A 20,635-nucleotide genomic window follows, 5' to 3' on the forward strand; every position below is an offset into this window, starting at 1 on the left:
TGATGTCGTGGAAGAATACAGAAGGATAAAACTTATCAGTGGAACCGGTCAGACAGTCGAGATTGCTGAAGATGCAGATGATTACTGCTTGGATCAGGACGGACTTGATCTGGGAGAGGCTGCGGGAACCCACAATATGACTCAGTTTATTGACCTGATTGGAAAGCATTGGGATTCAACAGTGCTTAATCCAAGGGATGTATCCATTATCGGGTGGATTATCGGACCGGATCTGGCTACGATTAGGAAGCGCAAGGTGGTTCTTGATAAGGCGATAAACCCTATGTATGACGTGAAATTGGAATATGGAGATTATGCCTTGGATTTCAGACCGGATTCTTCAGTGCAATTCAGCCCGAACTGGGAAGAGAATAATGGGTATATGGCAAAGTTCCAAATACAGGGCACTGCTCCGATGCCGCTATTCAGACTTAAGGATTACAATACCTTCAGGCAGAATGTAGAGAAAACCAGTATTTTTCATTTTCCTCTGGTTATCCCGAAAGATACAGGTGTGAAGTTTGGATATTATCCTCTTGAGAGTATCCGAAATATGCCTAATGAGGGGGATGTTGCATCAGGATTAGAGTTTACAATAAAAGCTAATGTAGACACTCCTAATCCAACAATAGTGAATGAAACAACAGGGGCATCAATAGCTTTTGACTACACTTTGGAAGCAGGAGATACACTGATAATCAACACGGAGTTGGGTAATCAATATGTCACACTATTACAAGGCAGTCAGAAAACTAACGCAATGAAGTATCTAACACTTGAAAGTGATATAGACATGACTTTAGCCTTAGGATTTAACAAGATTATAGTTTATTCAGATGGACATGAAGCTAATGTAGACATACAGGCAAAATTTTCGCCTAGATTTTTGGAGGTGGATGGACGATGAGACTGAATATAATTGACCCCAATACTTTAGACCTTATAGGAGTATTGACACAATATGAAAGTGTTCAATGGCTGTCAACATTCAATACAAATGAAGGTAGCTTTCAAATAAATTGCAGTACAGACTACATAGATTTATTACAAATAAATACCTATATTGAAAATACTGAAGAATTGTACCACATAGGAGTAATCAAAAAAGTTCAAGTCATTAGTTCAAATCAAAAAACCTCTCTGCAGATAAATGGGGTTATGTTAGAAAAAGACCTTTTTTCAAAAAGGGTTGTAAAAGCCTGGATTGTGTACCAGGATATAAATTTGACTATGGCTTTGGAGAGCATAATAGCTTTGTGCATAACAGAACCGCCTGAACCATCAAGAGTTGTACCCAATATTGGAGAGATAATAATTCCCAAAGACGAGGATATACCTGACATACAAAAAACTGATTATTCCACCAACTTTCCAAATCTGGAAGACGAAATATTCAACTTGTTACAGAGCCTCAATATAGGGGTAAAGGCAAGAATTAACAGGAAAACTAAGAAAATCGACATTGAATTTTATACAGGAAGAGATTATACCTTTGGAAGTGATGATGCGGTAGTATTCAGCCCTGAGCGTGGAACTGTTTTAGAGACAGACTATACAATAGACTCCTCTCAAAACATAACAGATATTGTACTTATAGGAGAAGATAATTTAATACTACAAGCTAATAGAGAACGCAAAGAAGATGAATTAATGATTGAAAAGTCTATAGATGTGTCTAGTGAGTGCCCTTGGCCAACTTACAGAGTAGAAAAGCCTGAAGAGGATGGAGGACAATACTTTAGATATAAAAAATACTCTCCCCCGCCTGGATTTATCACAAATAGGGATGTATGGGAGAAATATGCTGTAGATAGAATAGAAACCACAGAAACCTTATATAAAGAAGTAGTTAGCGAGACAGAAAAGCCAATAGATATAGAGGATTTATTTACGCATGCAGAAGTTATACCAACAACTAGAGTAAATCCTTTTAATGGAACAATACTCAGTACACCTGTTCCTGTGAGTTCAGCACTTGCTGCTGTTAATAGAAATGTTTCAATAGATAAGAAATTGCCTATTGGATTGCTTATAGGGGGTGGGGTGAAAAAAGCATCAGCTAAGACAATGAGTATAAGTAGGAATACTGAAGAGGCAATATTTATAGATGACCCTAATGCTGTAAAACCCCCAAACTACTCAAAACCTGCTTTTAGGTCTTTAAAAGCTACCTCCAAAAAAACAACAAATCACTTAGGAGTGGTAAAAGGCAAGGAAAATGTGTTAAGCGTAGTTGGTGACAGAGGGCTAGGGAATACAATAAGACCTCCAACTAGAGTCCCGATTGGAAATCGTTTAGAGGGTACACTAGACAACTTAGGAGATTTATTGTTGACTCAAAGAGAGGTTACTATGGAACCTTATGAAGTTACAACAGTAACCTATGAAACAAAAGACTTTTTAGACTATGTGTATGTAAATATTGGCGACCCTCCCAGCGATGCTACAAAGGTTATTCAAGGGTCAGTTGCATCAGAAGATGTGATGTACTATGAAAATTTTGAAGAAGTAAGAGTTACAGAGTCTCAATACAGAGAGACTTTGATGAAAAAGGCTCAAAATTATCTTAGGACTTTTGTATTAAGTCAAAATGTGTCTGTAACTCCCTACTATCTGAGTAATGTTGAGTATGATAAAGCTTATACTTTAGGAGACATAGTGACAGCAAGAAATTCAAAATTAGGTTATACAGTTGACCTTAGAGTTACTCAGGCTACTAAAACATGGGATAGCAAAGGATACACCTTAAATATAACATTAGGGGAGTCCATTCCTACCCTTACACACAGGATTCGGTTAATAGCTAAAGGAGGTGCTTAATATGGCTGAAAAAATCTATGGAATACCCTTTGATGCAAATGAAATGATTTTGCCTGATGGAACTCCAGGATATGATAATGTGCTTTATGCACAAGACCTTGCAGATTGGTTAAAAACCTACTTTAAAAATGGTGTTTTAGTACCAGGTGGAGCTTTAATATCAACAGAACTGCAAGTAACTAAGGTAGATGATACTACTGTAAGGATTAACTCAGGGAATATTGTAATTAACGGTAGAACAGGGTTTAATAAAAACCGAATCAATCTTACAGTAGATAAAGCAATCCCAAACAATGAGCGTTGGGATAGGGCCATTGTTGAACTTAACTTAGATAGTACAGTTAACAGTTTTAGATTCTTAATACTTCGAGGCACTTTATCTGAAACTCCAGTTGCTACAGACCTTGTAAGAGATGATAAGGTATATCAGATGAGCCTTGCAACAATAAAAGTCAGTGAGACCGGTGTGCATGAGATTGTGGATGATAGGACAAATGAGGGCTTATGTGGTATATCGCAAGTCTTAATAGGAGTCAGACCTCCTTTGCCAGTGACTGGGGATAGTGCAGACAACATAAGTTATGATAATTCTATATCAGGGTTATCAGCAACTACAGTTCAAACTGCTATAGATGATTTAGTTACTCCTGTTAATACTTACATACTGTCTGCTGGTGATAAATGGATAGAGGATACAGCCTCCAGTTCTTTTAAGCAAGACATATCTGTTGTATGGGCAACTTCAAAGTCACAAGCTATTGTTGACGTTGTTCCATCAAAAAGGAGCGATACTATTTTATGGGGGAGCATTTGGAAAGTTGAAACTAGTGCTGGAAAGGTTACATTTTACTCTAGTGAGAGATTGACTTCATCACTCACAATTAAAATCAAGGAGGTGATTTAGATGTCAGATGCTTTTGTGGTAAGAAAAGGTGGGGCTGGTAGTGCTATTAAAAATGCAAAACTTACAAGTGGATATGCTTTAGAAAAAGATTTAGACCCAAATTTATTTGTAGACTATGCATATGCAAAACCTGAAGAAAGGCTATTTACGGCAATACCTTACACTTCTAATACTAATCCAAATGAGTTTCAAATACAAAACTATGTTTTGGATGCTGAAAGAACCCTTTTTATATATTGCAACTTTACTGGAGATAAAAATACATCATATCCATATGCTGTAATAATTAAGAAAGGCTCAAATGGGTCTGTAACTGTAGGTACGCCAATTCAACTTGGAGATGTCTCTATAGATTATAGAGTAGGAGTTTATTTATACCCTTATGGAGATAATGAAGATTTTATTGTCACTTATGGCGGAAGTGCAGGCAATAAACCATATAAACAAAGGGTATTAAGGGTTGAAGGTATGCTTATATCATTAGGAGAAGTTTTAGAACATACCGATTATACAGCTGCTTACATGATTGGATATGAAAACTTTCACATGGATTTTATCAATTCAAATGTGTTTATCACAATTCGTTCAGGTATGGAAGGCAGCACAACAAATATTTATGCAGAACTTATGAGGGTAGATGATATGACTATATCCTTTATTACTGTTAAAAGTGATAACGGTACAGTTCAAAGAGTTATAACTAGACTAACATACAGTGCTAACAGCTACGGTCAACACGCTTATGCACAAATAAGTGCTAGATATTACATGATTATGTTTACCCATCAAGGAGGTTATCCTTGTATCGTACTTGGAGTAATGGTTAATGAAGATTTGAATGCTATTGAGGTAAGTGATGAATTAACTATATCCAACGGAGAATCAAGTACTGAATATTATCGCTCACTAATACCAATAGGAAATAGAAAAATTATTGCTACTTACGCAGGTGGAGCGTCTTCTTCAGCGTATTTTTTAAAGGCAACCCTACTAGAAATAAACCTTTTAACAATTAAAAAAGGACTAACTATACAATTAACGTCTGAAGCCTATGCCAATCCAATTGAAAACAACAGATACCCTATTGTTAAAAAGTTGTCAGAACATGATTTTGCTTTGATAGCTTCAACCAGTACTTATCCAGTAGCAACTTTTGCGTTTACTTATATAGAGCCTGAGTTTTTTGCTTCCTGGTCGGTTGGCCCATATATGTTTAATAACTCATTTTTTGAACGTCCCAGTATTGCAAGAGACTATAAGCTAGGTTTTACTTCTCCCTATACATCTTTGTTTACTCAATTAAGAGGGCGTATAGACTTAAATGACTATACTATAGTAATACCAAGTACAGCTTCTTTTTATCCTAATGGCTCAAACACAGGTAGCGTAGATTCCATGCTAATTTATGGACTTACAACAATATCGTATGACCCTGTAAAAAAGAGTGTTTCAGCCACTAACGTAGCTTTAAATCCAATTAAGGGTTATACGCAATCACTTTCAAATCAGATAACAATTACAGAAGGTACAGATAAAGATATCAAAGAGATGATTATAGTGTATGGTTTAAAAACTCTGCCAGGTACAACTGGTGCTGATAGAGCTTTAACTTATTACCATTCAAATTTAAATGAAGAGTCTTTAAAAACACCTTTTTTTAAAGACTCCTTAGATACCTCACTCATAGAAGGGGTTACAAAAACTTTATTGTCTAAAAATATAAAAGGTAAAGTTTACACTTTATAGAACACGAAAGGAGAAATTATGGTAGTTATTACAAGCAAACAAGAAAACAAGGTATTTGGATTTGGAAATCAACTGGAGTATTTACCAAACGGTTATCCAGTCATAGTAGATAAAGGGGTTGGTTTTGCTTTATCTGATATTAATATCTATGAAGATGTACAATCGGTACCTGAAGAGGTAGTCATAGGAAAATACCTATACACCCCAAAAGAAGGATTTTATATTGACCCTAATTATACTGAACCAGACCAAAATCCTTGGGGATTACCACCAGAACTTGTAGATGAGATTCAAACAGACTATCGAGAAAAGTTAGCAAAGGAGGTATCAGAAAATGGCTATAACGCATAAGGGTTTAGTTGCAATGTTAACCACGGCTAGACCATCTCTATCAGATGAGTATGCACTTCAAACAATAGATATGTTTCCGTATTGGGAGAACTATATTGGTGTACCGATTACACAGGCTATGGTGGATAAAGGTTATGACCGATATCAATATAATGGTGAATTATATAAGATAGTGCAACCACATACTCCGCAAACGGATTGGACACCTGATACTCAAAAAGCCCTTTGGACTAAGGTGAGTCTTGAAGAATGGCCTGAATGGGTGCCGCCGACAGGGGCGCAGGATGCGTATGATACTGGTGCTAAAGTAACCTACAAGGGGGAAAAATATATCTCACAGATAGATGGGAATACCACAGAGCCAGGAACAGATGTACGATGGTGGATAGAAGCGTAGAGCTTCTTTTTTTATTGGTAAAGACACCCGTACTGAGCGACATCCAAGGCTGACACCGGATGCCTCCTACCCATTCTGAGGTGTCTTTAACTAAATGATATCAAAGACAAGACGGTCTTGTCAAGAAAGCGAGGGAAAGATGAAAGATTTAATTTGCACGGCAACAGGAATCATAGGGAGCCTTGTTGTGGGATTCTTTGGAGGTTGGACAAGCGGAATGGTGACACTGGTGATATTTATGGCAATCGATTACTTTTCAGGGCTTGTAGTAGCAGGCGTATTCAATCGGTCAAAAAAATCTGCCTCTGGAGGATTGGAATCAAAAGCAGGCTGGAAGGGACTGTGTCGCAAGGTCATGACACTCTTGTTCGTGGGTATTGCATATCGCATCGACCTAGCACTCAACACTACATATATTCAAGATGCGGTAATCATCGGCTTTATGGCGAACGAGCTGATCAGTATCGTGGAGAACGCAGGTCTGATGGGTCTGCCGCTGCCATCAATGATTAACAAGGCAATAGACGTATTGACGCAGAAAAGCAAAGGAGGTACCGAATAATGGAATTGCTCAGCAAAAAGAAGAGACAGGGATATCTAACAGCGGCAGGGTATTATAAGGGCAACATAGACGGTATACTGGGACCGCAATCCCGGGCGGCGATTCTCGCTATGAAGAGGGACTTCTACCCAAAGAAATGGTGGAATACGAAATACACCATTGGCTTCAATCGCCTTCTAGTCAATGACAACAGGATTCGCAGAAACACGAAGAATTTCTCTTTGAAGGGGGACGGGCTCTTGCTATGTGAGTGTGGAGGGAGGTATTGTGGCGGTGCCCCTGTCCTATTTAACGAACAGCTACTGAAAAACCTGCAGAAGGTTCGTGACAGGTTCGGTCCAGTCACAATCACCAGCGGACTGCGGTGCAAGGGGTACAACAAATCCCTGGCAGGCTCAATCTCTACAAGCCTGCATACCAAGGGCAAGGCAATTGACTTGTATATACCAGGCGTGACGGATACGAAGGCGGGGCGTCAGAAGGTGGTTAAATTCTGGTATACGCTGCCAAAAGCGAACTACGCGTATTCAGATACGCCTAATATGGGCAATGCTGTCCATGTGGACGTGAAATGATTTAGGCTAGGACGATTATTCGTCCTGGCCAGTTTTATTATAGAGGAGATCCACGGATTCTACTATCCAATAGAAAAGCATTGCGGCAATAACTGGTTGAATAAATTAACAAAAAATGTTGACAAATTTGACTGATGGCGTTACAATATAAATATGATATTGAAATCATGCTTAAAGGAGGAAGGAAAACCATGACGGAACTTGGTAAAATCTTAAAAATAATTCGAATAAAACGAGGAGAAATTCTTAAAACCATGTCCGAAAATTTGGGTGTTACAGCTTCATATTTGTCAGCGGTAGAAAATGGAAAGCGGCCAATGCCTAGTGAATGGCTTGAAAAGCTTGAAAAAGAATACTCGTTAGACGCAGAAACTATGGTCAATCTTCAAAATGCAGCAGACAAGTTAGTAAAGAGCATTAAGCTAGATATTAATAAAGCATCCAATGAAAAGCGAGATGCGGCGCTTGTATTTGCACGTTCATTTGACAGTATGGATGAGAAAACCGCAAATGATATTAAAAAAATGTTGCTAAAAGGAGAGTGATGTAATTTAATGGACGGATACAGAGTGACACCCATGAGCAGAAAATTAATAAGAGATAAAGCTTTTCAATGGAGAAAGACTTATGGTATGGAGAGGACTCTTTATTTGCCCATACCGTCAATCTTTGAAATCCTCCCTATCATATATCCAGAGCTAAAAACTCTGATAGATCCAGATGACAGTTTTTCAAGAGGATATTACGCAGAAACGGATATAAGTCGAAAAATTATTAGGTTGAGTGAAAGTACTTACAATAGGGCATGTAACGGGGATGGATTTTCAAGAATGACGGTAATGCATGAGGTTGGACATTATGAGTTTTTAGTGAATCAATCCATAAAATGTGCTAGACGAGTCGAACAAGATGATTTGAAGCCTTATGAAGACCCAGAATGGCAGGCAAAATGTTTTGCTGGTGAAATAATGATTCCTAAACATTTGGTAGAGAATATGACACCAGAGGAAATCTCAATAAACTGTGGGGTTTCATTAACTGCAGCTTTTTACCAATATAATATTTACAAAAAAGAAAAAAGACAGGATAAAATCCCATCTTTTTAGATGTTTACATAGATTACTCGTTAGCTAGTTGCTGCAACAATTAGCAATGGACACATGACCCGCATGGTCCAGACTCTATTCATACAATACAGTATATCACTATTGATGTTCTATTTCAAGAGTTTTGTTTCGGGTCAGAGGGGAAAAGGGCTTTAAATATGACAGAATTCCATGAAGACGGAAGTGGAAGAAAACCTATAAGATATATCTATAGGGCATCCAAAACTGTCAATGGTGTAAAATATTACGCTAAAGATTATGGGCTTAGAGGATTTCCAATTCCAATCTACGAATAAACTGAAATATATTTAGGAAAGTTATTTTCAAAACTCGAGGAGATAAAAATGGCCAAGACAAAAAGTAGCACTAAAGGTCTGCAGCAAAAGAAAATTGTTGTTGTATCTGGATATAAAAAGTCAGACGGTACAAAAGTAAGACCACACCGCAGATCAACACCAAATTAAATGAAACAATTATAATGCCAGGACGATTATTCGTCCTGGCTTTTTTTGTTTTTTGAAATCCTTTCATACTCCCTAATCACCATCTCTTCCATCCACGGCGCTGGCTTACGCTCTCCATTTTCCCATCCTTGCTGTGTGCGTGTAGGGATGCCTAATAAATCCTTAACCTGCTGTTGTGTAAGGCCGAAATGCTTTCGAGCTTCTTTTATCCTATTTTCCATTCTTCCGACTCCTTAGGACTTCGATCCCAACCATGACGAGTTTCACAATTCCCATTGCTATCAAAGCCAGGGCAAGGTAATATAAAATATCTTTCATGACATTTGACATATGAATGATTTTATTGTATCTTATTTGTAGGAACCAGGGGGCTTGCGCCCCCCTCTGATTAGATTATGTATTTGGCTATAATCGCAACCAGTGTTCCGATTGTTAGGTCTACCAAAGCTTGTATCGTTAGCAGTTTGATGTCAACTTTGGTGGACTTTTTCTTTTTTCTTTTACTCATTCATATGTTTTCCTCCTTTCCTTATCTTTAATTATATTATACGCTCATTGAGCGTATTTGTCAAGGGGTTAGCTGAAAAAAGTAGACATTTTTGAAAAATATAACAACTTTAAAAGCCAGGGTGGAATGAACCTAACCTCTAAAATTTAGACTTAAATTCTAATGGCTAGGTGGCTGATTCATCGTTTCCTGGCTTATTTTTAATTCGTAGTATTAAGCAATATCATAGGGTGCTAATCTTTTTTGACATGGAATTTAACAATATCATTTGGAGCACAATCTAATAAATTGCAAAGTTTCTCTAAGGTTAGAAGCGTAATGTTGCCATTCTTTTTTAATTTATCTAATGTTTTATTATCGATACCGCCTTTAATCAGCTGATATTGTGTAATTTTTTTTCGTTGCATTGTTTCCCATAAAGGACTAAAGTCAATAATCTTTCTCACCACCTATATATAAATAACAATCTTATTATATTGTGACTCCTTAAGAAAAAATATTGTGATTATCGCCACAATGAACTATAATATAGTGAAAATAGACACTATATCGGTACAGAATAGGAGCCTTTGAAATTATGAAAGAAAATATGCGTGAATTGATTGAAGTCCCTGATTTTTATAATGAACCAACTGAGGGAGGTAAAGATGCATTACTCAATCTTATGAGGACACTGAATGCGTTAAGTTATGAAGAGTTAGATGCAATAGGTGGAGAAATCGAAATGACTGAAGATATGTTCGAACATTGTCTTCTTGCTTGCATCAATACTGATAATTTTCGTTTATTTGAAGATATTTGGAGTGACTTTCCTGATTTAAACGCTGTGATAGCATTGAAGGTTTATGAAACTTTAGACGGTAGTGAAATGCTAAAGTTTGGAGATATAAAAAATAAGTTTATTAATACTGTGCTGCAGCGGATCAAAGAATTGAGTGAAGAGGGCTTTTGTCTAAAACCTTGAATCGCTCGAAAAAATTACAATGTCATTAGGAGTGCAATTAAGAAGCGTACATAGTTTTTCCAATGTTAACATCGTAATGTTGCAGTTATTTCTTAAGCGATCTAAAGTTTTTGAATCAATGCCGTTCTTTAAAAGATAGTATTGCGATATGCCTTTTTCACGCATGGTCACCCATAGCGGACTATAATCTATCATTTTGCCACCTCTGCTGATTTGTCTCGTAATCATTATATTGCACAAAAGGGTAAGATGATATTGTGGCTATATTCACCATATCGCAATGAGGTTATAGGTTTATTACAGTAAGAATTAGATTGCTTATTAAATGTTGACACCCCTATTATGGCCATTCAACAGTAGCAGTTTTCTAGGGGATTCCATAAAATATGAGTTGATATTAAATGTAAAAGGTGGTATCTTGAAACTGTGTTGAAGAGTTTTTTTAATTGCACTAAATTAGAATTTGCATATTTCGATTATATTGACGATTCTTTGATTGAAAGTGCCGCTGTTGATTGCGGAAGGTAGTGTATTGTATGAGGTGAAATAAGAAAAAGGCAAGATAGGAGATGCATGAATATGATAAAAATGGGTGAATGTGCAGTTTGTAAATCAAATGCAGAAATAGAGAGAGACGGTCGAAGGTCAAGTAGTTTCTATACTTGTCCGGTGTGTGGAAGTTACGAACTGTATGATTTGAATGAGCTTGAGTATAAGGCTGGAAATCAATTAGCTCCCTATCTGCTATATCATAGTTTTGGTAAAAAGGGGATTATAGAATACAGATATAATACTCCTTTGGATAAAGAAACATGTGATAAATATAATAAAGAATTTAACTCAGGAAAAAAAACACATGGCCGTCCTGTACATATGGATGCCGATATAATTTCGGCGTGGTATCCTAAATCCTTTTCTGAAAGAATTGATTTAATTCTTATATATATAAATAGTAGGATTCCCCATATAGGACAGTTTGTAATATTAGGGATGCAGGAAGTGTTTTCTATGTTGTTTATTGACCGTAAGGAATATATTCCAAGTGCAATTTCGGAAAATAATGGTGACTGGAATTGGAGGGAGGATACGGATTGTGAAGATGAAGCATATTATATGTTGGATTATTTACAAAAGAATCTATATATCGAATATAGAGGGTGTGTAAATGAAGATGATTGGATTGAACTGCGATTAACCCCGGAGGGCTATGCAAGAATTGATATGTTGCAGAAAAATACAGCAAGAGGAAGAAATGTATTAGTTGCAATGAAATTTGGAGATGATACGAAACCATTGCGTGAAGCTATTCGTAAAGGTATAACAGAAGCAGGATATTTTGCAGTTTTTATAGATGAAGTGCAACATAATGATTTTATTACGCCAGAACTACTAAAGTATATTCGTGATAGTAAGTTTGTTGTTGTAGATTTGACACATCAAAATAATGGTGCGTATTTTGAAGAAGGATATGCAATAGGATTGGGTAAACCTGTAATTCAGCTTTGTCAAAAAGATGCAATATTACATTTTGATATTGCTCAGAAAAACACCATTATGTGGGACACAGTAGAGTCTATACCGTTAATGCTAAAAAATAGAATAGTTGCAACGATTGATTAAAGGTGAGAGATACAGGAGACTTAGTCAAATCCCAGTTTATACAAAACTTAAAAGAGGTGTATTTTCTAAACGTGTCCGTCACTGTTCCCCACACAATAAAGGTTAGCCAGTCTTAGCGACTGGCTTTTTTACCATCGTCTACAAAAAGCTCATCAATGCGGCAATTAAACAATCTTAACAGCTTTTCAATTGTGCTGAAACTGATTGCAGTTGTCTCACCATGAATCATTCTGTTGATGACCGTGTAGTTTGATTCCAGTTGTGTCACAAGCCAGTATCTACTTCTGCCATTTTTCAGTAATAGTTCTTCTAAGTTTAATTTTACCATTGTTTCAGCTCCTTCTCTGTTCAATATAATATTTTAGCAGACGGTCCGATATCAGATAGTCTGCCGACAGGTAGTTAGCATCATTTTCTACGGCCGCCTTTATACTAAGATCCTTTGTCTCTGCTCCCAACAGTTCTGCATATCTTCGTTTGTGTCCACTCACTTTTTCTGGTTGTACTTGTCCAATATTTATCATGATAATCTCCAACTCAAAGAAACAAAATCTGATTCCATTATACTATACTTTATGGGGAATTGCCCTAAAATAATAACGGTTTATTTTTTTCTTTTGAATATAGTGTTTATGTGCTATTATTATCTTGTAAGATGTATTATTGAGCTACTGAGAGGTGCGTTATGCCGATTCGGAAAGACGATTTCATAGAAATAAAAAAATCACTTGAGAGTGAATTAACGTCTAAAACCATCAATTCAGATCGGAAACTGGCAGTAGAGTTGGAACTGCAGTCTATAAACGTTTGCTTAAAAGGAAAATAATAAAGCAAAACCCACCTTTTTGATAGGGTGGGCGTTGCTTATTATGAAGTGGATTTTGTCCACGGTTTGTCCACGCCAAGATGGTGATGACTGTATAGAACAAACTATAAATGGATATAGATTTATAATAACTATGGATTAAAATGTTGAAATTTAAACGTTTATATAATATGTTAAGAAATGATTGGATATTTGTTAATATCATCAAATCTTAATCTAATTTTAATCTTTCTCCCATTTTTCATTAATTTGGAAGAGGTACTATATAGGTACAGAAAGGGAAACCGGAATAAAAGAGTTAAGATTAGAAAGGAAGAGAAAAATGAATCAGTTAGAAAGAGTTGAAAAGATAAGAGAAAAAACAGGCGTAACCTATGAAGAGGCAAAAGAAGCATTGGAGGCTGCAGGCGGAGATGTACTGGACGCTATCGTATATCTGGAAAATCAGGGGAAGATCAAGAGACCGGAAAAACAAGTTTATACGTCAAAGCCTGAGCAGGACACAAGTATGGAGCTGATAGAAGCGGCAAAGACTTATGAAACAGAGGATCATGAATCCTTTGGCGATATCGTAAAGAAATTCCTCAAGTGGTGCGGCCGCATGATTAAGAAGGGCTGTGAAAACTTCTTTATCGTGGCAAAGCATAATGAGGAGATCATGTCGGTGCCGGTCATCGTCTTAGCGCTGCTGCTGTTATTCGCATTTTGGATTGTTCTGCCGCTGCTCGTAGTCGGACTCTTCTGCGGATTCAGATATTCCTTCAGAGGGAACATTACCAAGTCTGTGGATGTGAACAAGGCCTGCGACAAAGCTGCCGAAGCCTGTGAGTCCATGAAAAAAGAGTTTAAGAGTTAATACCAGGAAGTTGGAGATGAAAGATGTCACGTAAAATTTTACTCATAGAAGATGAAGAAAAAATTGCCAGATTTGTAGAGCTGGAATTAACCCACGAGGGTTATGAAGTAACAAAGTCTTTTAATGGAAGAGAGGGACTTACCCTGGCGGAGAGCGGCGAATATGAATTGATCCTGCTTGACGTCATGCTGCCGGAGCTCAATGGTCTGGAGGTCCTGCGCAGACTGCGCAGGACTTCTGATATACCAGTCATCATGCTCACTGCCAGGGATGCGGTCATGGACAAAGTTTCCGGTCTTGACGCCGGAGCGGACGACTATATCACCAAGCCTTTTGCCATCGAAGAACTTTTAGCCAGGATCAGAGTCATCTTTAAGACGAGGGCCAGCACAGATCGCAAGACGCGTAAAATGAGTGTAAAAGGCGTGACCATGGATATCGACAGACATGAGGTTACTTACGGGGATGAAATAATAGAACTGAACAACAGAGAATATGAGCTGGTGCACACTTTGATGGAAAATAAAAACATCGTATTGAACAGGGACCAGCTGATGAATACGGTTTGCGGATATGATTATATGGGGGAGACGAACATTATCGACGTGTACGTCAGATATATCCGCTCTAAAATCGACGATCGATTTGGGATTAAGTTTATATCGACGGTGCGTGGCGTAGGCTACGTGATCAAAGAGGACTGATTGAATGAGTGAAAATAACAACAAGATGACATCCATAGCCAGAAGGATCAACTTTGACTTCTGGCTGAAACAGTTTGCCAACTTTCTTATGATAGACGTGGTACTGGTCGTTCTGATAGCAGTCACCTTTTTCGTATGGCGGGAGAACGCTCTGCCAGAAGGAGTCGTGGTGGACGACAGATACTTTACGGGTAATGAATTTCGGCAGATTCAATATATCATAGAGACGGAGGCTGGCAAGGTATACGGTTACTACATTTACAAGGTGTTCGACCTGGTCAGGGTGCCGGCCATCGTTTTTCTGCTGATACAAGGAGCGACTCTGATTGGAGAACTTTTCAATACGAAAAAAGTCAGAATGCGCATGCGGCCGCTTAACGATATCGCAATGAAAACGGAGCAGCTGAGCAATATGGCCTTTGATAGTGAAAAGTTTGAAAACTTTGAGCAGGCGATTTCTAACTTAAATCCGGAAATGCCAGATGCAAAGGTACACACTGGAGACCAAGACCTGCAAAGTCTTGAAATCGCTATCAATAACCTGCTCGCAAGAATGCGGGAAAGCCACAGGCAGCAGGACCGCTTTGTTTCTGATGCGTCCCATGAGCTGCGGACGCCGATTTCCGTCATCCAAGGCTACGTCAATATGCTGGACAGATGGGGAAAAGAGGACGAGCAGATCTTGGATGAGAGCATAGAAGCTATCAAAAATGAATCGGAGAATATGAAGAATCTCATTGAACAGCTGCTTTTTCTGGCCAGGGGAGACAGCGGGAGAAATACGCTGCATTTCGAAAATTTTGACCTTACAGAGACAGTAAAGGATGTATGGGAAGAATCCATCATGATTGATGAAACCCATGTTTACCGCTTTGAAGGAGAAGAAAAAGTTGTCATTAATGGAGACCTGTCTATGATTAAGCAGTCTCTGCGAATTCTGGTGCAGAATGCGGCGAAATATTCAAAAGAAGGGGACACGATTACTCTAAGAGCAAAAGCAGAGGGCGGCAGGCCTTGCTATATGGTACAGGATGAGGGAATCGGCATGGCAGAATCGGAAGTCGTTCATGTCTTTGAACGCTTTTATCGCTCTGATGCGGCTAGAAGCAGCGCCGAAGGCGGTTCTGGGCTGGGCCTTTCCATTGCCAAATGGATTGTGGATGCCCATGGCGGAACCATAGAAATTCTCTCTCGGCCGGAGTTTGGGACGAGATTTACGGTGAAACTGTAATAATCGCGGACAGCATGGCATATAGTTTACCATGTTGATTGAGTTAAATAAGAAAAAACTGAAAAAGGTGGGCGCAGGTGCTCTTGTAGCAGTACTGGCTATCAGCGCCGCTGCGGGATACAGAGTATTAAATCCCGGACCGGCTTCACAGGAGAAGCAAACGTCTGAATCGGCAGCGACAGCCTCTGCCAGTACAGAGACCACCAACTGGGGTCTTTCTTTTCAGAAAGATGGTGAAACGCCAATAGGCAATGCGAGCGCGGAGGAGCTGAAAAAGTATAATTCATATTATTGCGGAAACAAGGATAAAAAAGTAATCTATCTGACCTTTGACGCAGGATATGAAAATGGGTATATGCCTGAGATATTGGATGTTTTGAAAAAAGAGAAAGTACCGGCTGCCTTCTTCGTGGTCGGCACCTATATCAAAGAAAACCCTGATCTAATCAAGCGAATGGAAAAGGAAGGTCATATCGTAGGCAATCATACGATGACCCATCCCGATATGTCTGCTATCGCTGACGATGCGGCTTTTAAGAAAGAATTGAATCAGGTAGAAACCCTTTACAAGGAAACGACGGGAAAGAACATGAAGAAATTTTACCGTCCGCCGCAGGGGAAGTTCAGCTTTTATAATCTGGAGCAGGCCAATAAATTAGGATATACGACAGTGTTCTGGAGCTTGGCTTATGTGGACTGGTACGTCGATAAACAGCCGACGAGAGAAGAGGCGCTGCAGAAGCTGATGCCGAGAACCCATAATGGTGCGGTAATTCTCCTACACTCTACATCAAAAACAAATGCCCAGATTCTCCAGGAATTAATAACCAAATGGAAAGAAGAAGGGTATCAATTTAAATCACTGGAAAAACTGAGCAAATGAGCTAATTTATTTGCGCTGACAGAGCGCTGCTACATATTTCTCTAAAGAAGAAGCGATGAGCTTATGGCCTTCTTTGTTTGGATGCATGCCATCTACACAGAGAAGGCTTTTATAATCCTTTTGTTTGAGAAAATCTGTGCGGATATCTATGACTGGTATCTGGTACGCATCTGCCAGTCTGAAGATCATGTCGTTGTACTGCTGATGCCACCGGAAGATATAGTCCACATCGTTTTCGAGGAACTGAAGAATCTTTTCTCTGTCAAGACCCTTAGAAATCCAATTGAAAAATCTATCTGAATCCAAGGGCGGCAGAGACATCAAAATCGGATGGCTGCCGGCACCTCTTGTCTTTTCAATCATAGTCTCATAGATCTCTTTGAAGCGTTCTATGGGAACTTGTGCCATGTGGGATGCACCTGGCTGGCTGGCCACTTCTGCCCAGTTGAGGTCGCAGTCGTTGCCGCCAAACTCCAAAATTGTATATTGATAAGCTGACAATCTGTCAGCCTGCTTTTCCAAGATCTCTGAGCCTTTCGTGACAGTGCAGCCGAACTTGGCATAGTTTTTAAAAGGTACAGACGTCTTTGACTGCACCAAGTTTACAAAGTTTTCTTTCAGAAACGTGTACTTGTTTTTTATTTCGTCAAAAACCACCCCTTTTGCTACAGAATCTCCAAATACACAGATGTTCATAATCGATACCCCTTTTTGTGATGATAAATATTTTATAATGTGATATTTAATATTATATTTCACGATTGGTAAAATGTCAATAACTAATTGCAAAAAATATAAAAGTGTTTTATAATATTAGTAAGATTCTATGTTGTGAGGTAACTATGGATAAAATAAAAGAATTTAAAGAACAATTGACAGCGGCGAGACCAGAGGACTGGGAACAGATTCCTGATATCGATTTATATATGGATCAGGTTATCAGCTATATGACCCGCCAGCACATCGGTCTTGAACTAGAGAACGAGGAGACTCTGACCTCAGCTATGATTAACAACTATATCAAAAGCGGTCTCTTGCCGCGAGCCAAAGGCAAAAAGTACAACAGAGAGCACATCGGCTACCTGACGGCAATCTGCCTGCTGAAGCAGGTGCTCAGTGTAGGAGAGACAGGCGTGCTTTTAAACAATCAGATGGAACACAGAGACATCGAGAATTTTTATCATAACTATAAGGTTACGTTAGACAACGAGTTCAATCTTGTAGCAGAGGAACTGAAGGTAGATGCATCGGAGGAGGAATTGGCGCAGCTGGCGCTGAAAATGGCTGTATCCAGTTACGCACAGATGCTTGCATGCAAAAAGATTTTACAAGCGATCACCCCGGAAAAAGAGCAAGAAAAATAGAAAATATGTCACAAAGAGACGCCCCTTTTCATAGTATAAATTATCTTACTGTGAAAGGGGTTTTATTTTGAATAGAAAAGAGCCTTACATCGGTATGCCGATTATTCTTGGCGAATACGATGAAATAACAGCAGCACCAGACTGCAATGTAGAGATCAAACCACAGCCGCCGCAGCAGCCGAATCCGGATTGTATGCCGGATATGAGGCCGCAGCCGCCAGAAGACTGCACGCCGGACATCAAACCGCAGCCGCCACAGCAGCCGGATCAGAATCCTGATTGCATGCCGCAGCAGCGCATGGCTTTAGCGATGGCTTACGTGCCTTGGCAGAAATGGCAGCAGCCGTATGATTTCGAAAAAGGTCTAATGGTAGGAACCATTTTCCCTGATTTAGATCTACCATTTTTAGGCTATCAAGGAGGGATGAAACGATGACCAGAGCAGAAGCACTGAGACGAGTACAGATGTATAGTTTTGCCCTGGACGATACAGGGTTATTCCTTGATACTCATCCTGACAACAGGGCGGCATTGACATTTTACGACGATACAAGGAAAAAATATCTGGAGGCTGTTGAAGACTACGAAATGCAATTCGGACCTTTGACTGCCAAAGACTCTGATGTAGAAAACGGATGGACCTGGGTGGACGCACCTTGGCCATGGGAAGTGGAGGAATAGTATGTGGACATATGAGAGAAAATTACAGTACCCGATTAATATCAAAAATCCGAATCCGGCAATGGCAAAGTTCATTATCACCCAGTACGGTGGACCAGACGGAGAAATTGGAGCGTCTCTCAGATACCTATCTCAGAGATACTCCATGCCGTATAGAAAAGTAGCCGGCGTTCTCACGGATATCGGCAGTGAGGAACTAGGTCACTTCGAAATGGTATCTACCATCGTGCATCAGCTGACAAGAAATATGACAATCGAACAGATTAAAGAAGCCGGTTTCGAAGATTATTTCGTAGACCATACTTCTGGCGTTTATGCGCAGGCAGCAGCAGGCTTCCCATTCGATGCGCTCTGTTTTGCATCAAAAGGAGATGCAATTACAGACCTGACTGAGGATATGGCTGCAGAACAGAAAGCGCGTACTACTTACGATAACATTCTGAGAATGGTAGACGATCCGGATGTTATTGAACCGATTAAATTCTTAAGACAGCGTGAAGTTACACATTTCCAGCGTTTTGGAGAAGCCCTTCGAATCGTACAGGACAATTTAGACTCAAAGAATTTCTATGCAATTAATCCAGAATTTGATTTAAGATAATGTTATTTGAATTAAAAAAGGCGATGAGCCCGTCTCATCGCCTTTTTTGTATGCATTAACTTATTTGTTCTGCCTCTTTCTTTCTCTTTACTTTGATTGCCAAGGTAAAGGATAATACCACTGCTGCCAGACAACAGATACCCAGGAAGACGAACATTCTAAAGTAGCCGGCCTCATCTCCTAAGGTGTCCAGCCAATTGCCGAACATGGCTGGAACAAACAGATCTGGCAGATAAATGACCATGGACGCGATACCGATGGCTGTGGCTGCATAGGAGATGGGGATATCAATTTCGTTAAGCACAGACCACATGACACCGTACATCATCATAGCGAAAGCCGACGCCAGCATGGAAATGATGATAGCGATGGTAACGCTGCTGACACCTGCCGGAATTTGCGTTGTCATGAAGAATAAGACCGCTAAAATCGCATAGCCGAACCCATAGAATTTGAGAGTGGATTTCAACAGCTTATCTGCAACGTATCCCCCGACGGGTGCTAGGAAGTAAAGCACATAACCTCGAATGATTGCCAGAAGAGAAGAGTCGGAAACATCCATCCCTACCTGAGAAGTCAGGTAAGGCGTAAAGTAGGTCACATTGCTGTAAATCGTATACATGACGAACATGATGACTGCAGCCCACCAGAGATAGGGATTCCTGACGGCCTTGCCCACATCCCGTAAGTTAAACTTGTCATCTCCATTATCCTCAGAAAGTGCAATCGCGTTGTCTTTAAAGGTTAGAAGGACGAGAAGACCGGCGACGAGAACTGCAATGGACATGGCTACAATGGTTTTGAACATGGCAGAATGAGCATCTTCTGTAGAAGTATACAGGTCCCAGAAGAGAAAACTGCAGGCTAAGCTGATAATGGAGCCTAAAGCGTAGTACCAGCCGTAAGCAGAGCCAGAATCGTCTTTGCCGCCAATCAGCCGTAAGCCTTTGTTCAGCGCTGTCCAGAAAACAAAGCTGGTGGAGAAAGCGAATAGAAAGAATACGATCAGTGCTGTGATATAGTTCATGGAAAAAGCGAGGATAAACCCTAGAACGCCGGTGCTGAACAGAGACAGCACCAGCATCTTTTTCGTTGAGAATTTATCCGCTACGATACCGCCGGGAATATATAACACCATACAGCCGATGGCGTAGGCTGAAAGCAGAAAGCCTGCCTGGGCGTTGGTCATATGAAACGCTTCTAGCAATTTGTCATAATAGACGTATTTGATATAGGGCAGTTCGTAAATGACACTGCCGGCGATGGAAAACGAGATGATGGCAATAAAGCTCTGAAAACTTAAACCGATTTTTTTCATAGCCATATCTCCTGTCTGATTTTAAAAATACTCGTATATTCATCATATACTATAATGACTGCCGGCGAAAGTGGAAATTTATTTTAGGCTCCCTCTTTCCATGACACAATATTTGGTATATTATAATGCATAGTGGATGCCTCATGCTCTGTGG

27 protein-coding genes are annotated in these 20,635 nt (G+C 39.5%); 20 read left to right on the forward strand and 7 right to left on the reverse strand.

The features are described 5' to 3' along the window. Nucleotides 1–7 precede the first annotated feature (7 nt). From BN6539_RS09565 to BN6539_RS09610, 10 genes are all read left to right on the forward strand, one after another. Nucleotides 8–907, forward strand: coding sequence for a phage distal tail protein (locus BN6539_RS09565; protein ID WP_067537110.1), 900 nt, complete (start codon nt 8–10; stop codon nt 905–907). Beyond that, the gene (locus tag BN6539_RS09570; protein ID WP_067537114.1) at nt 904–2,820 is read left to right on the forward strand and encodes a Gp37-like protein; all 1,917 of its coding nucleotides are present in this window, start codon (nt 904–906) and stop codon (nt 2,818–2,820) included. Before BN6539_RS09565 ends, BN6539_RS09570 begins: the two co-directional genes overlap by 4 nt. Before the next feature lies 1 nt (nt 2,821). Then, nucleotides 2,822–3,724: a hypothetical protein gene (locus BN6539_RS09575; protein WP_067537117.1), complete on the forward strand. Its 903-nt coding sequence runs from the start codon at nt 2,822–2,824 to the stop codon at nt 3,722–3,724. Next, the gene (locus tag BN6539_RS09580) at nt 3,725–5,470 is read left to right on the forward strand and encodes a hypothetical protein (RefSeq protein ID WP_067537120.1); all 1,746 of its coding nucleotides are present in this window, start codon (nt 3,725–3,727) and stop codon (nt 5,468–5,470) included. Nucleotides 5,471–5,488: 18 nt separating this feature from the next. After that, on the forward strand, nt 5,489–5,821 hold the full coding sequence (locus BN6539_RS09585; protein WP_067537124.1) for a hypothetical protein: 333 nt from the start codon (nt 5,489–5,491) through the stop codon (nt 5,819–5,821). Then, nucleotides 5,805–6,218, forward strand: coding sequence for a carbohydrate-binding protein (locus BN6539_RS09590; RefSeq protein ID WP_067537128.1), 414 nt, complete (start codon nt 5,805–5,807; stop codon nt 6,216–6,218). The genes BN6539_RS09585 and BN6539_RS09590 overlap by 17 nt, the downstream gene beginning before the upstream one ends. 139 nt (nt 6,219–6,357) lie before the next feature. Then, nucleotides 6,358–6,780: a phage holin family protein gene (locus BN6539_RS09595; protein ID WP_067537133.1), complete on the forward strand. Its 423-nt coding sequence runs from the start codon at nt 6,358–6,360 to the stop codon at nt 6,778–6,780. Beyond that, entirely contained in the window at nt 6,780–7,355 is a 576-nt protein-coding gene (locus BN6539_RS09600; RefSeq protein WP_067537137.1) for a D-Ala-D-Ala carboxypeptidase family metallohydrolase, read from the forward strand. The genes BN6539_RS09595 and BN6539_RS09600 overlap by 1 nt, the downstream gene beginning before the upstream one ends. Before the next feature lie 134 nt (nt 7,356–7,489). Continuing rightward, a complete protein-coding gene (locus BN6539_RS09605; protein ID WP_207645089.1) occupies nt 7,490–7,900 on the forward strand; it encodes a helix-turn-helix domain-containing protein in 411 nt (136 codons plus the stop codon). A gap of 9 nt (nt 7,901–7,909) precedes the next feature. Beyond that, complete coding sequence (locus tag BN6539_RS09610) at nt 7,910–8,461, forward strand: ImmA/IrrE family metallo-endopeptidase (protein WP_067537145.1); 552 nt, start codon at nt 7,910–7,912, stop codon at nt 8,459–8,461. Nucleotides 8,462–8,951: 490 nt separating this feature from the next. Here BN6539_RS09610 and BN6539_RS09615 read toward each other — a convergent pair whose 3' ends face one another. Together BN6539_RS09615 and BN6539_RS09620 are read right to left on the reverse strand one after the other, a co-directional pair. Next, nucleotides 8,952–9,146 (reverse strand): helix-turn-helix transcriptional regulator, encoded by a 195-nt coding sequence (locus BN6539_RS09615; RefSeq protein WP_067537148.1) that lies wholly within the window; start codon nt 9,144–9,146, stop codon nt 8,952–8,954. Nucleotides 9,147–9,666: 520 nt separating this feature from the next. After that, nucleotides 9,667–9,879, reverse strand: a complete 213-nt coding sequence (locus BN6539_RS09620) for a helix-turn-helix domain-containing protein (RefSeq protein ID WP_330385067.1) — start codon at nt 9,877–9,879, stop codon at nt 9,667–9,669. 131 nt (nt 9,880–10,010) lie between these two features. Here BN6539_RS09620 and BN6539_RS09625 point away from each other — a divergent pair, with 131 nt between their 5' ends. Then, nucleotides 10,011–10,397, forward strand: coding sequence for a hypothetical protein (locus tag BN6539_RS09625; protein WP_067537152.1), 387 nt, complete (start codon nt 10,011–10,013; stop codon nt 10,395–10,397). Here the strand turns inward: BN6539_RS09625 and BN6539_RS23325 are convergent. Beyond that, nucleotides 10,386–10,625 carry a helix-turn-helix domain-containing protein gene (locus tag BN6539_RS23325; RefSeq protein WP_317870321.1) on the reverse strand — a complete coding sequence of 80 codons (240 nt, stop codon included), beginning with the start codon at nt 10,623–10,625 and terminating at the stop codon, nt 10,386–10,388. The two genes, BN6539_RS09625 and BN6539_RS23325, sit on opposite strands and share 12 nt — an antisense overlap. A 351-nt stretch (nt 10,626–10,976) precedes the next feature. Here BN6539_RS23325 and BN6539_RS09630 point away from each other — a divergent pair, with 351 nt between their 5' ends. Then, nucleotides 10,977–12,017: a hypothetical protein gene (locus BN6539_RS09630; RefSeq protein ID WP_242869392.1), complete on the forward strand. Its 1,041-nt coding sequence runs from the start codon at nt 10,977–10,979 to the stop codon at nt 12,015–12,017. 112 nt (nt 12,018–12,129) lie between these two features. Here the strand turns inward: BN6539_RS09630 and BN6539_RS09635 are convergent, their stop codons facing one another. Beyond that, nucleotides 12,130–12,345, reverse strand: coding sequence for a helix-turn-helix domain-containing protein (locus BN6539_RS09635; protein WP_067537156.1), 216 nt, complete (start codon nt 12,343–12,345; stop codon nt 12,130–12,132). Nucleotides 12,346–12,349: 4 nt separating this feature from the next. Continuing rightward, nucleotides 12,350–12,541, reverse strand: a complete 192-nt coding sequence (locus BN6539_RS09640; RefSeq protein WP_067537159.1) for a hypothetical protein — start codon at nt 12,539–12,541, stop codon at nt 12,350–12,352. Nucleotides 12,542–13,165: 624 nt separating this feature from the next. On the opposite strand from BN6539_RS09640, the gene BN6539_RS09645 reads away from it, so the two are divergent. Genes BN6539_RS09645 through pdaA form a run of 4 tightly spaced genes read left to right on the forward strand, consistent with a single transcriptional unit; the run spans nt 13,166 to nt 16,517 of the window. Next, nucleotides 13,166–13,699, forward strand: a complete 534-nt coding sequence (locus tag BN6539_RS09645; RefSeq protein WP_067537163.1) for a DUF4342 domain-containing protein — start codon at nt 13,166–13,168, stop codon at nt 13,697–13,699. 23 nt (nt 13,700–13,722) lie between these two features. Next, the gene (locus tag BN6539_RS09650; protein ID WP_067537167.1) at nt 13,723–14,403 is read left to right on the forward strand and encodes a response regulator transcription factor; all 681 of its coding nucleotides are present in this window, start codon (nt 13,723–13,725) and stop codon (nt 14,401–14,403) included. 4 nt (nt 14,404–14,407) lie between these two features. Further along, nucleotides 14,408–15,634, forward strand: coding sequence for a sensor histidine kinase (locus BN6539_RS09655; protein WP_067537172.1), 1,227 nt, complete (start codon nt 14,408–14,410; stop codon nt 15,632–15,634). A gap of 31 nt (nt 15,635–15,665) precedes the next feature. Then, entirely contained in the window at nt 15,666–16,517 is an 852-nt protein-coding gene (pdaA, locus tag BN6539_RS09660) for a delta-lactam-biosynthetic de-N-acetylase (RefSeq protein WP_067537175.1), read from the forward strand. Between the two features lie 6 nt (nt 16,518–16,523). Here pdaA and BN6539_RS09665 read toward each other — a convergent pair whose 3' ends face one another. Beyond that, the gene (locus BN6539_RS09665) at nt 16,524–17,213 is read right to left on the reverse strand and encodes an SGNH/GDSL hydrolase family protein (RefSeq protein ID WP_082907434.1); all 690 of its coding nucleotides are present in this window, start codon (nt 17,211–17,213) and stop codon (nt 16,524–16,526) included. A gap of 146 nt (nt 17,214–17,359) precedes the next feature. Here BN6539_RS09665 and BN6539_RS09670 point away from each other — a divergent pair, with 146 nt between their 5' ends. The 4 genes from BN6539_RS09670 (at nt 17,360) to BN6539_RS09685 (ending at nt 19,163) form a co-directional block, all read left to right on the forward strand. Beyond that, nucleotides 17,360–17,881, forward strand: coding sequence for a DUF1836 domain-containing protein (locus BN6539_RS09670; RefSeq protein WP_067537178.1), 522 nt, complete (start codon nt 17,360–17,362; stop codon nt 17,879–17,881). A gap of 67 nt (nt 17,882–17,948) precedes the next feature. After that, nucleotides 17,949–18,317, forward strand: coding sequence for a spore coat associated protein CotJA (locus BN6539_RS22915; protein WP_067537181.1), 369 nt, complete (start codon nt 17,949–17,951; stop codon nt 18,315–18,317). Further along, nucleotides 18,314–18,562, forward strand: coding sequence for a spore coat protein CotJB (locus BN6539_RS09680; RefSeq protein ID WP_067537185.1), 249 nt, complete (start codon nt 18,314–18,316; stop codon nt 18,560–18,562). Before BN6539_RS22915 ends, BN6539_RS09680 begins: the two co-directional genes overlap by 4 nt. A gap of 1 nt (nt 18,563) precedes the next feature. Further along, complete coding sequence (locus BN6539_RS09685; RefSeq protein ID WP_067537189.1) at nt 18,564–19,163, forward strand: manganese catalase family protein; 600 nt, start codon at nt 18,564–18,566, stop codon at nt 19,161–19,163. Between the two features lie 55 nt (nt 19,164–19,218). Here the strand turns inward: BN6539_RS09685 and BN6539_RS09690 are convergent, their stop codons facing one another. Continuing rightward, entirely contained in the window at nt 19,219–20,481 is a 1,263-nt protein-coding gene (locus BN6539_RS09690) for an MFS transporter (protein ID WP_067537192.1), read from the reverse strand. Nucleotides 20,482–20,635: the final 154 nt, after the last annotated feature.

Origin of the sequence: Emergencia timonensis (assembly GCF_900086585.1) — a bacterium.
In the GTDB taxonomy this organism is placed as follows: Bacteria; Bacillota; Clostridia; order Peptostreptococcales; family Anaerovoracaceae; genus Senimuribacter; species Senimuribacter timonensis.

Excerpts from the sequence above, each read along its gene's own strand:
- BN6539_RS09570 (WP_067537114.1), top strand. The coding sequence starts at position 904 with ATGAGACTGAATATAATTGACCCCAATACTTTAGACCTTATAGGAGTA.
- BN6539_RS09575 (WP_067537117.1), top strand. The coding sequence starts at position 2,822 with ATGGCTGAAAAAATCTATGGAATACCCTTTGATGCAAATGAAATGATT.
- BN6539_RS09580 (WP_067537120.1), top strand. The coding sequence starts at position 3,725 with ATGTCAGATGCTTTTGTGGTAAGAAAAGGTGGGGCTGGTAGTGCTATT.
- BN6539_RS09585 (WP_067537124.1), top strand. The coding sequence starts at position 5,489 with ATGGTAGTTATTACAAGCAAACAAGAAAACAAGGTATTTGGATTTGGA.
- BN6539_RS09590 (WP_067537128.1), top strand. The coding sequence starts at position 5,805 with ATGGCTATAACGCATAAGGGTTTAGTTGCAATGTTAACCACGGCTAGA.
- BN6539_RS09595 (WP_067537133.1), top strand. The coding sequence starts at position 6,358 with ATGAAAGATTTAATTTGCACGGCAACAGGAATCATAGGGAGCCTTGTT.
- BN6539_RS09600 (WP_067537137.1), top strand. The coding sequence starts at position 6,780 with ATGGAATTGCTCAGCAAAAAGAAGAGACAGGGATATCTAACAGCGGCA.
- BN6539_RS09605 (WP_207645089.1), top strand. The coding sequence starts at position 7,490 with ATGGCGTTACAATATAAATATGATATTGAAATCATGCTTAAAGGAGGA.
- BN6539_RS09610 (WP_067537145.1), top strand. The coding sequence starts at position 7,910 with ATGGACGGATACAGAGTGACACCCATGAGCAGAAAATTAATAAGAGAT.
- BN6539_RS09615 (WP_067537148.1), bottom strand. The coding sequence starts at position 9,146 with ATGGAAAATAGGATAAAAGAAGCTCGAAAGCATTTCGGCCTTACACAA.
- BN6539_RS09625 (WP_067537152.1), top strand. The coding sequence starts at position 10,011 with ATGAAAGAAAATATGCGTGAATTGATTGAAGTCCCTGATTTTTATAAT.
- BN6539_RS23325 (WP_317870321.1), bottom strand. The coding sequence starts at position 10,625 with ATGATTACGAGACAAATCAGCAGAGGTGGCAAAATGATAGATTATAGT.
- BN6539_RS09630 (WP_242869392.1), top strand. The coding sequence starts at position 10,977 with ATGATAAAAATGGGTGAATGTGCAGTTTGTAAATCAAATGCAGAAATA.
- BN6539_RS09635 (WP_067537156.1), bottom strand. The coding sequence starts at position 12,345 with ATGGTAAAATTAAACTTAGAAGAACTATTACTGAAAAATGGCAGAAGT.
- BN6539_RS09640 (WP_067537159.1), bottom strand. The coding sequence starts at position 12,541 with ATGATAAATATTGGACAAGTACAACCAGAAAAAGTGAGTGGACACAAA.
- BN6539_RS09645 (WP_067537163.1), top strand. The coding sequence starts at position 13,166 with ATGAATCAGTTAGAAAGAGTTGAAAAGATAAGAGAAAAAACAGGCGTA.
- BN6539_RS09650 (WP_067537167.1), top strand. The coding sequence starts at position 13,723 with ATGTCACGTAAAATTTTACTCATAGAAGATGAAGAAAAAATTGCCAGA.
- BN6539_RS09655 (WP_067537172.1), top strand. The coding sequence starts at position 14,408 with ATGAGTGAAAATAACAACAAGATGACATCCATAGCCAGAAGGATCAAC.
- pdaA (WP_067537175.1), top strand. The coding sequence starts at position 15,666 with ATGTTGATTGAGTTAAATAAGAAAAAACTGAAAAAGGTGGGCGCAGGT.
- BN6539_RS09665 (WP_082907434.1), bottom strand. The coding sequence starts at position 17,213 with ATGAACATCTGTGTATTTGGAGATTCTGTAGCAAAAGGGGTGGTTTTT.
- BN6539_RS09670 (WP_067537178.1), top strand. The coding sequence starts at position 17,360 with ATGGATAAAATAAAAGAATTTAAAGAACAATTGACAGCGGCGAGACCA.
- BN6539_RS09680 (WP_067537185.1), top strand. The coding sequence starts at position 18,314 with ATGACCAGAGCAGAAGCACTGAGACGAGTACAGATGTATAGTTTTGCC.
- BN6539_RS09685 (WP_067537189.1), top strand. The coding sequence starts at position 18,564 with ATGTGGACATATGAGAGAAAATTACAGTACCCGATTAATATCAAAAAT.
- BN6539_RS09690 (WP_067537192.1), bottom strand. The coding sequence starts at position 20,481 with ATGAAAAAAATCGGTTTAAGTTTTCAGAGCTTTATTGCCATCATCTCG.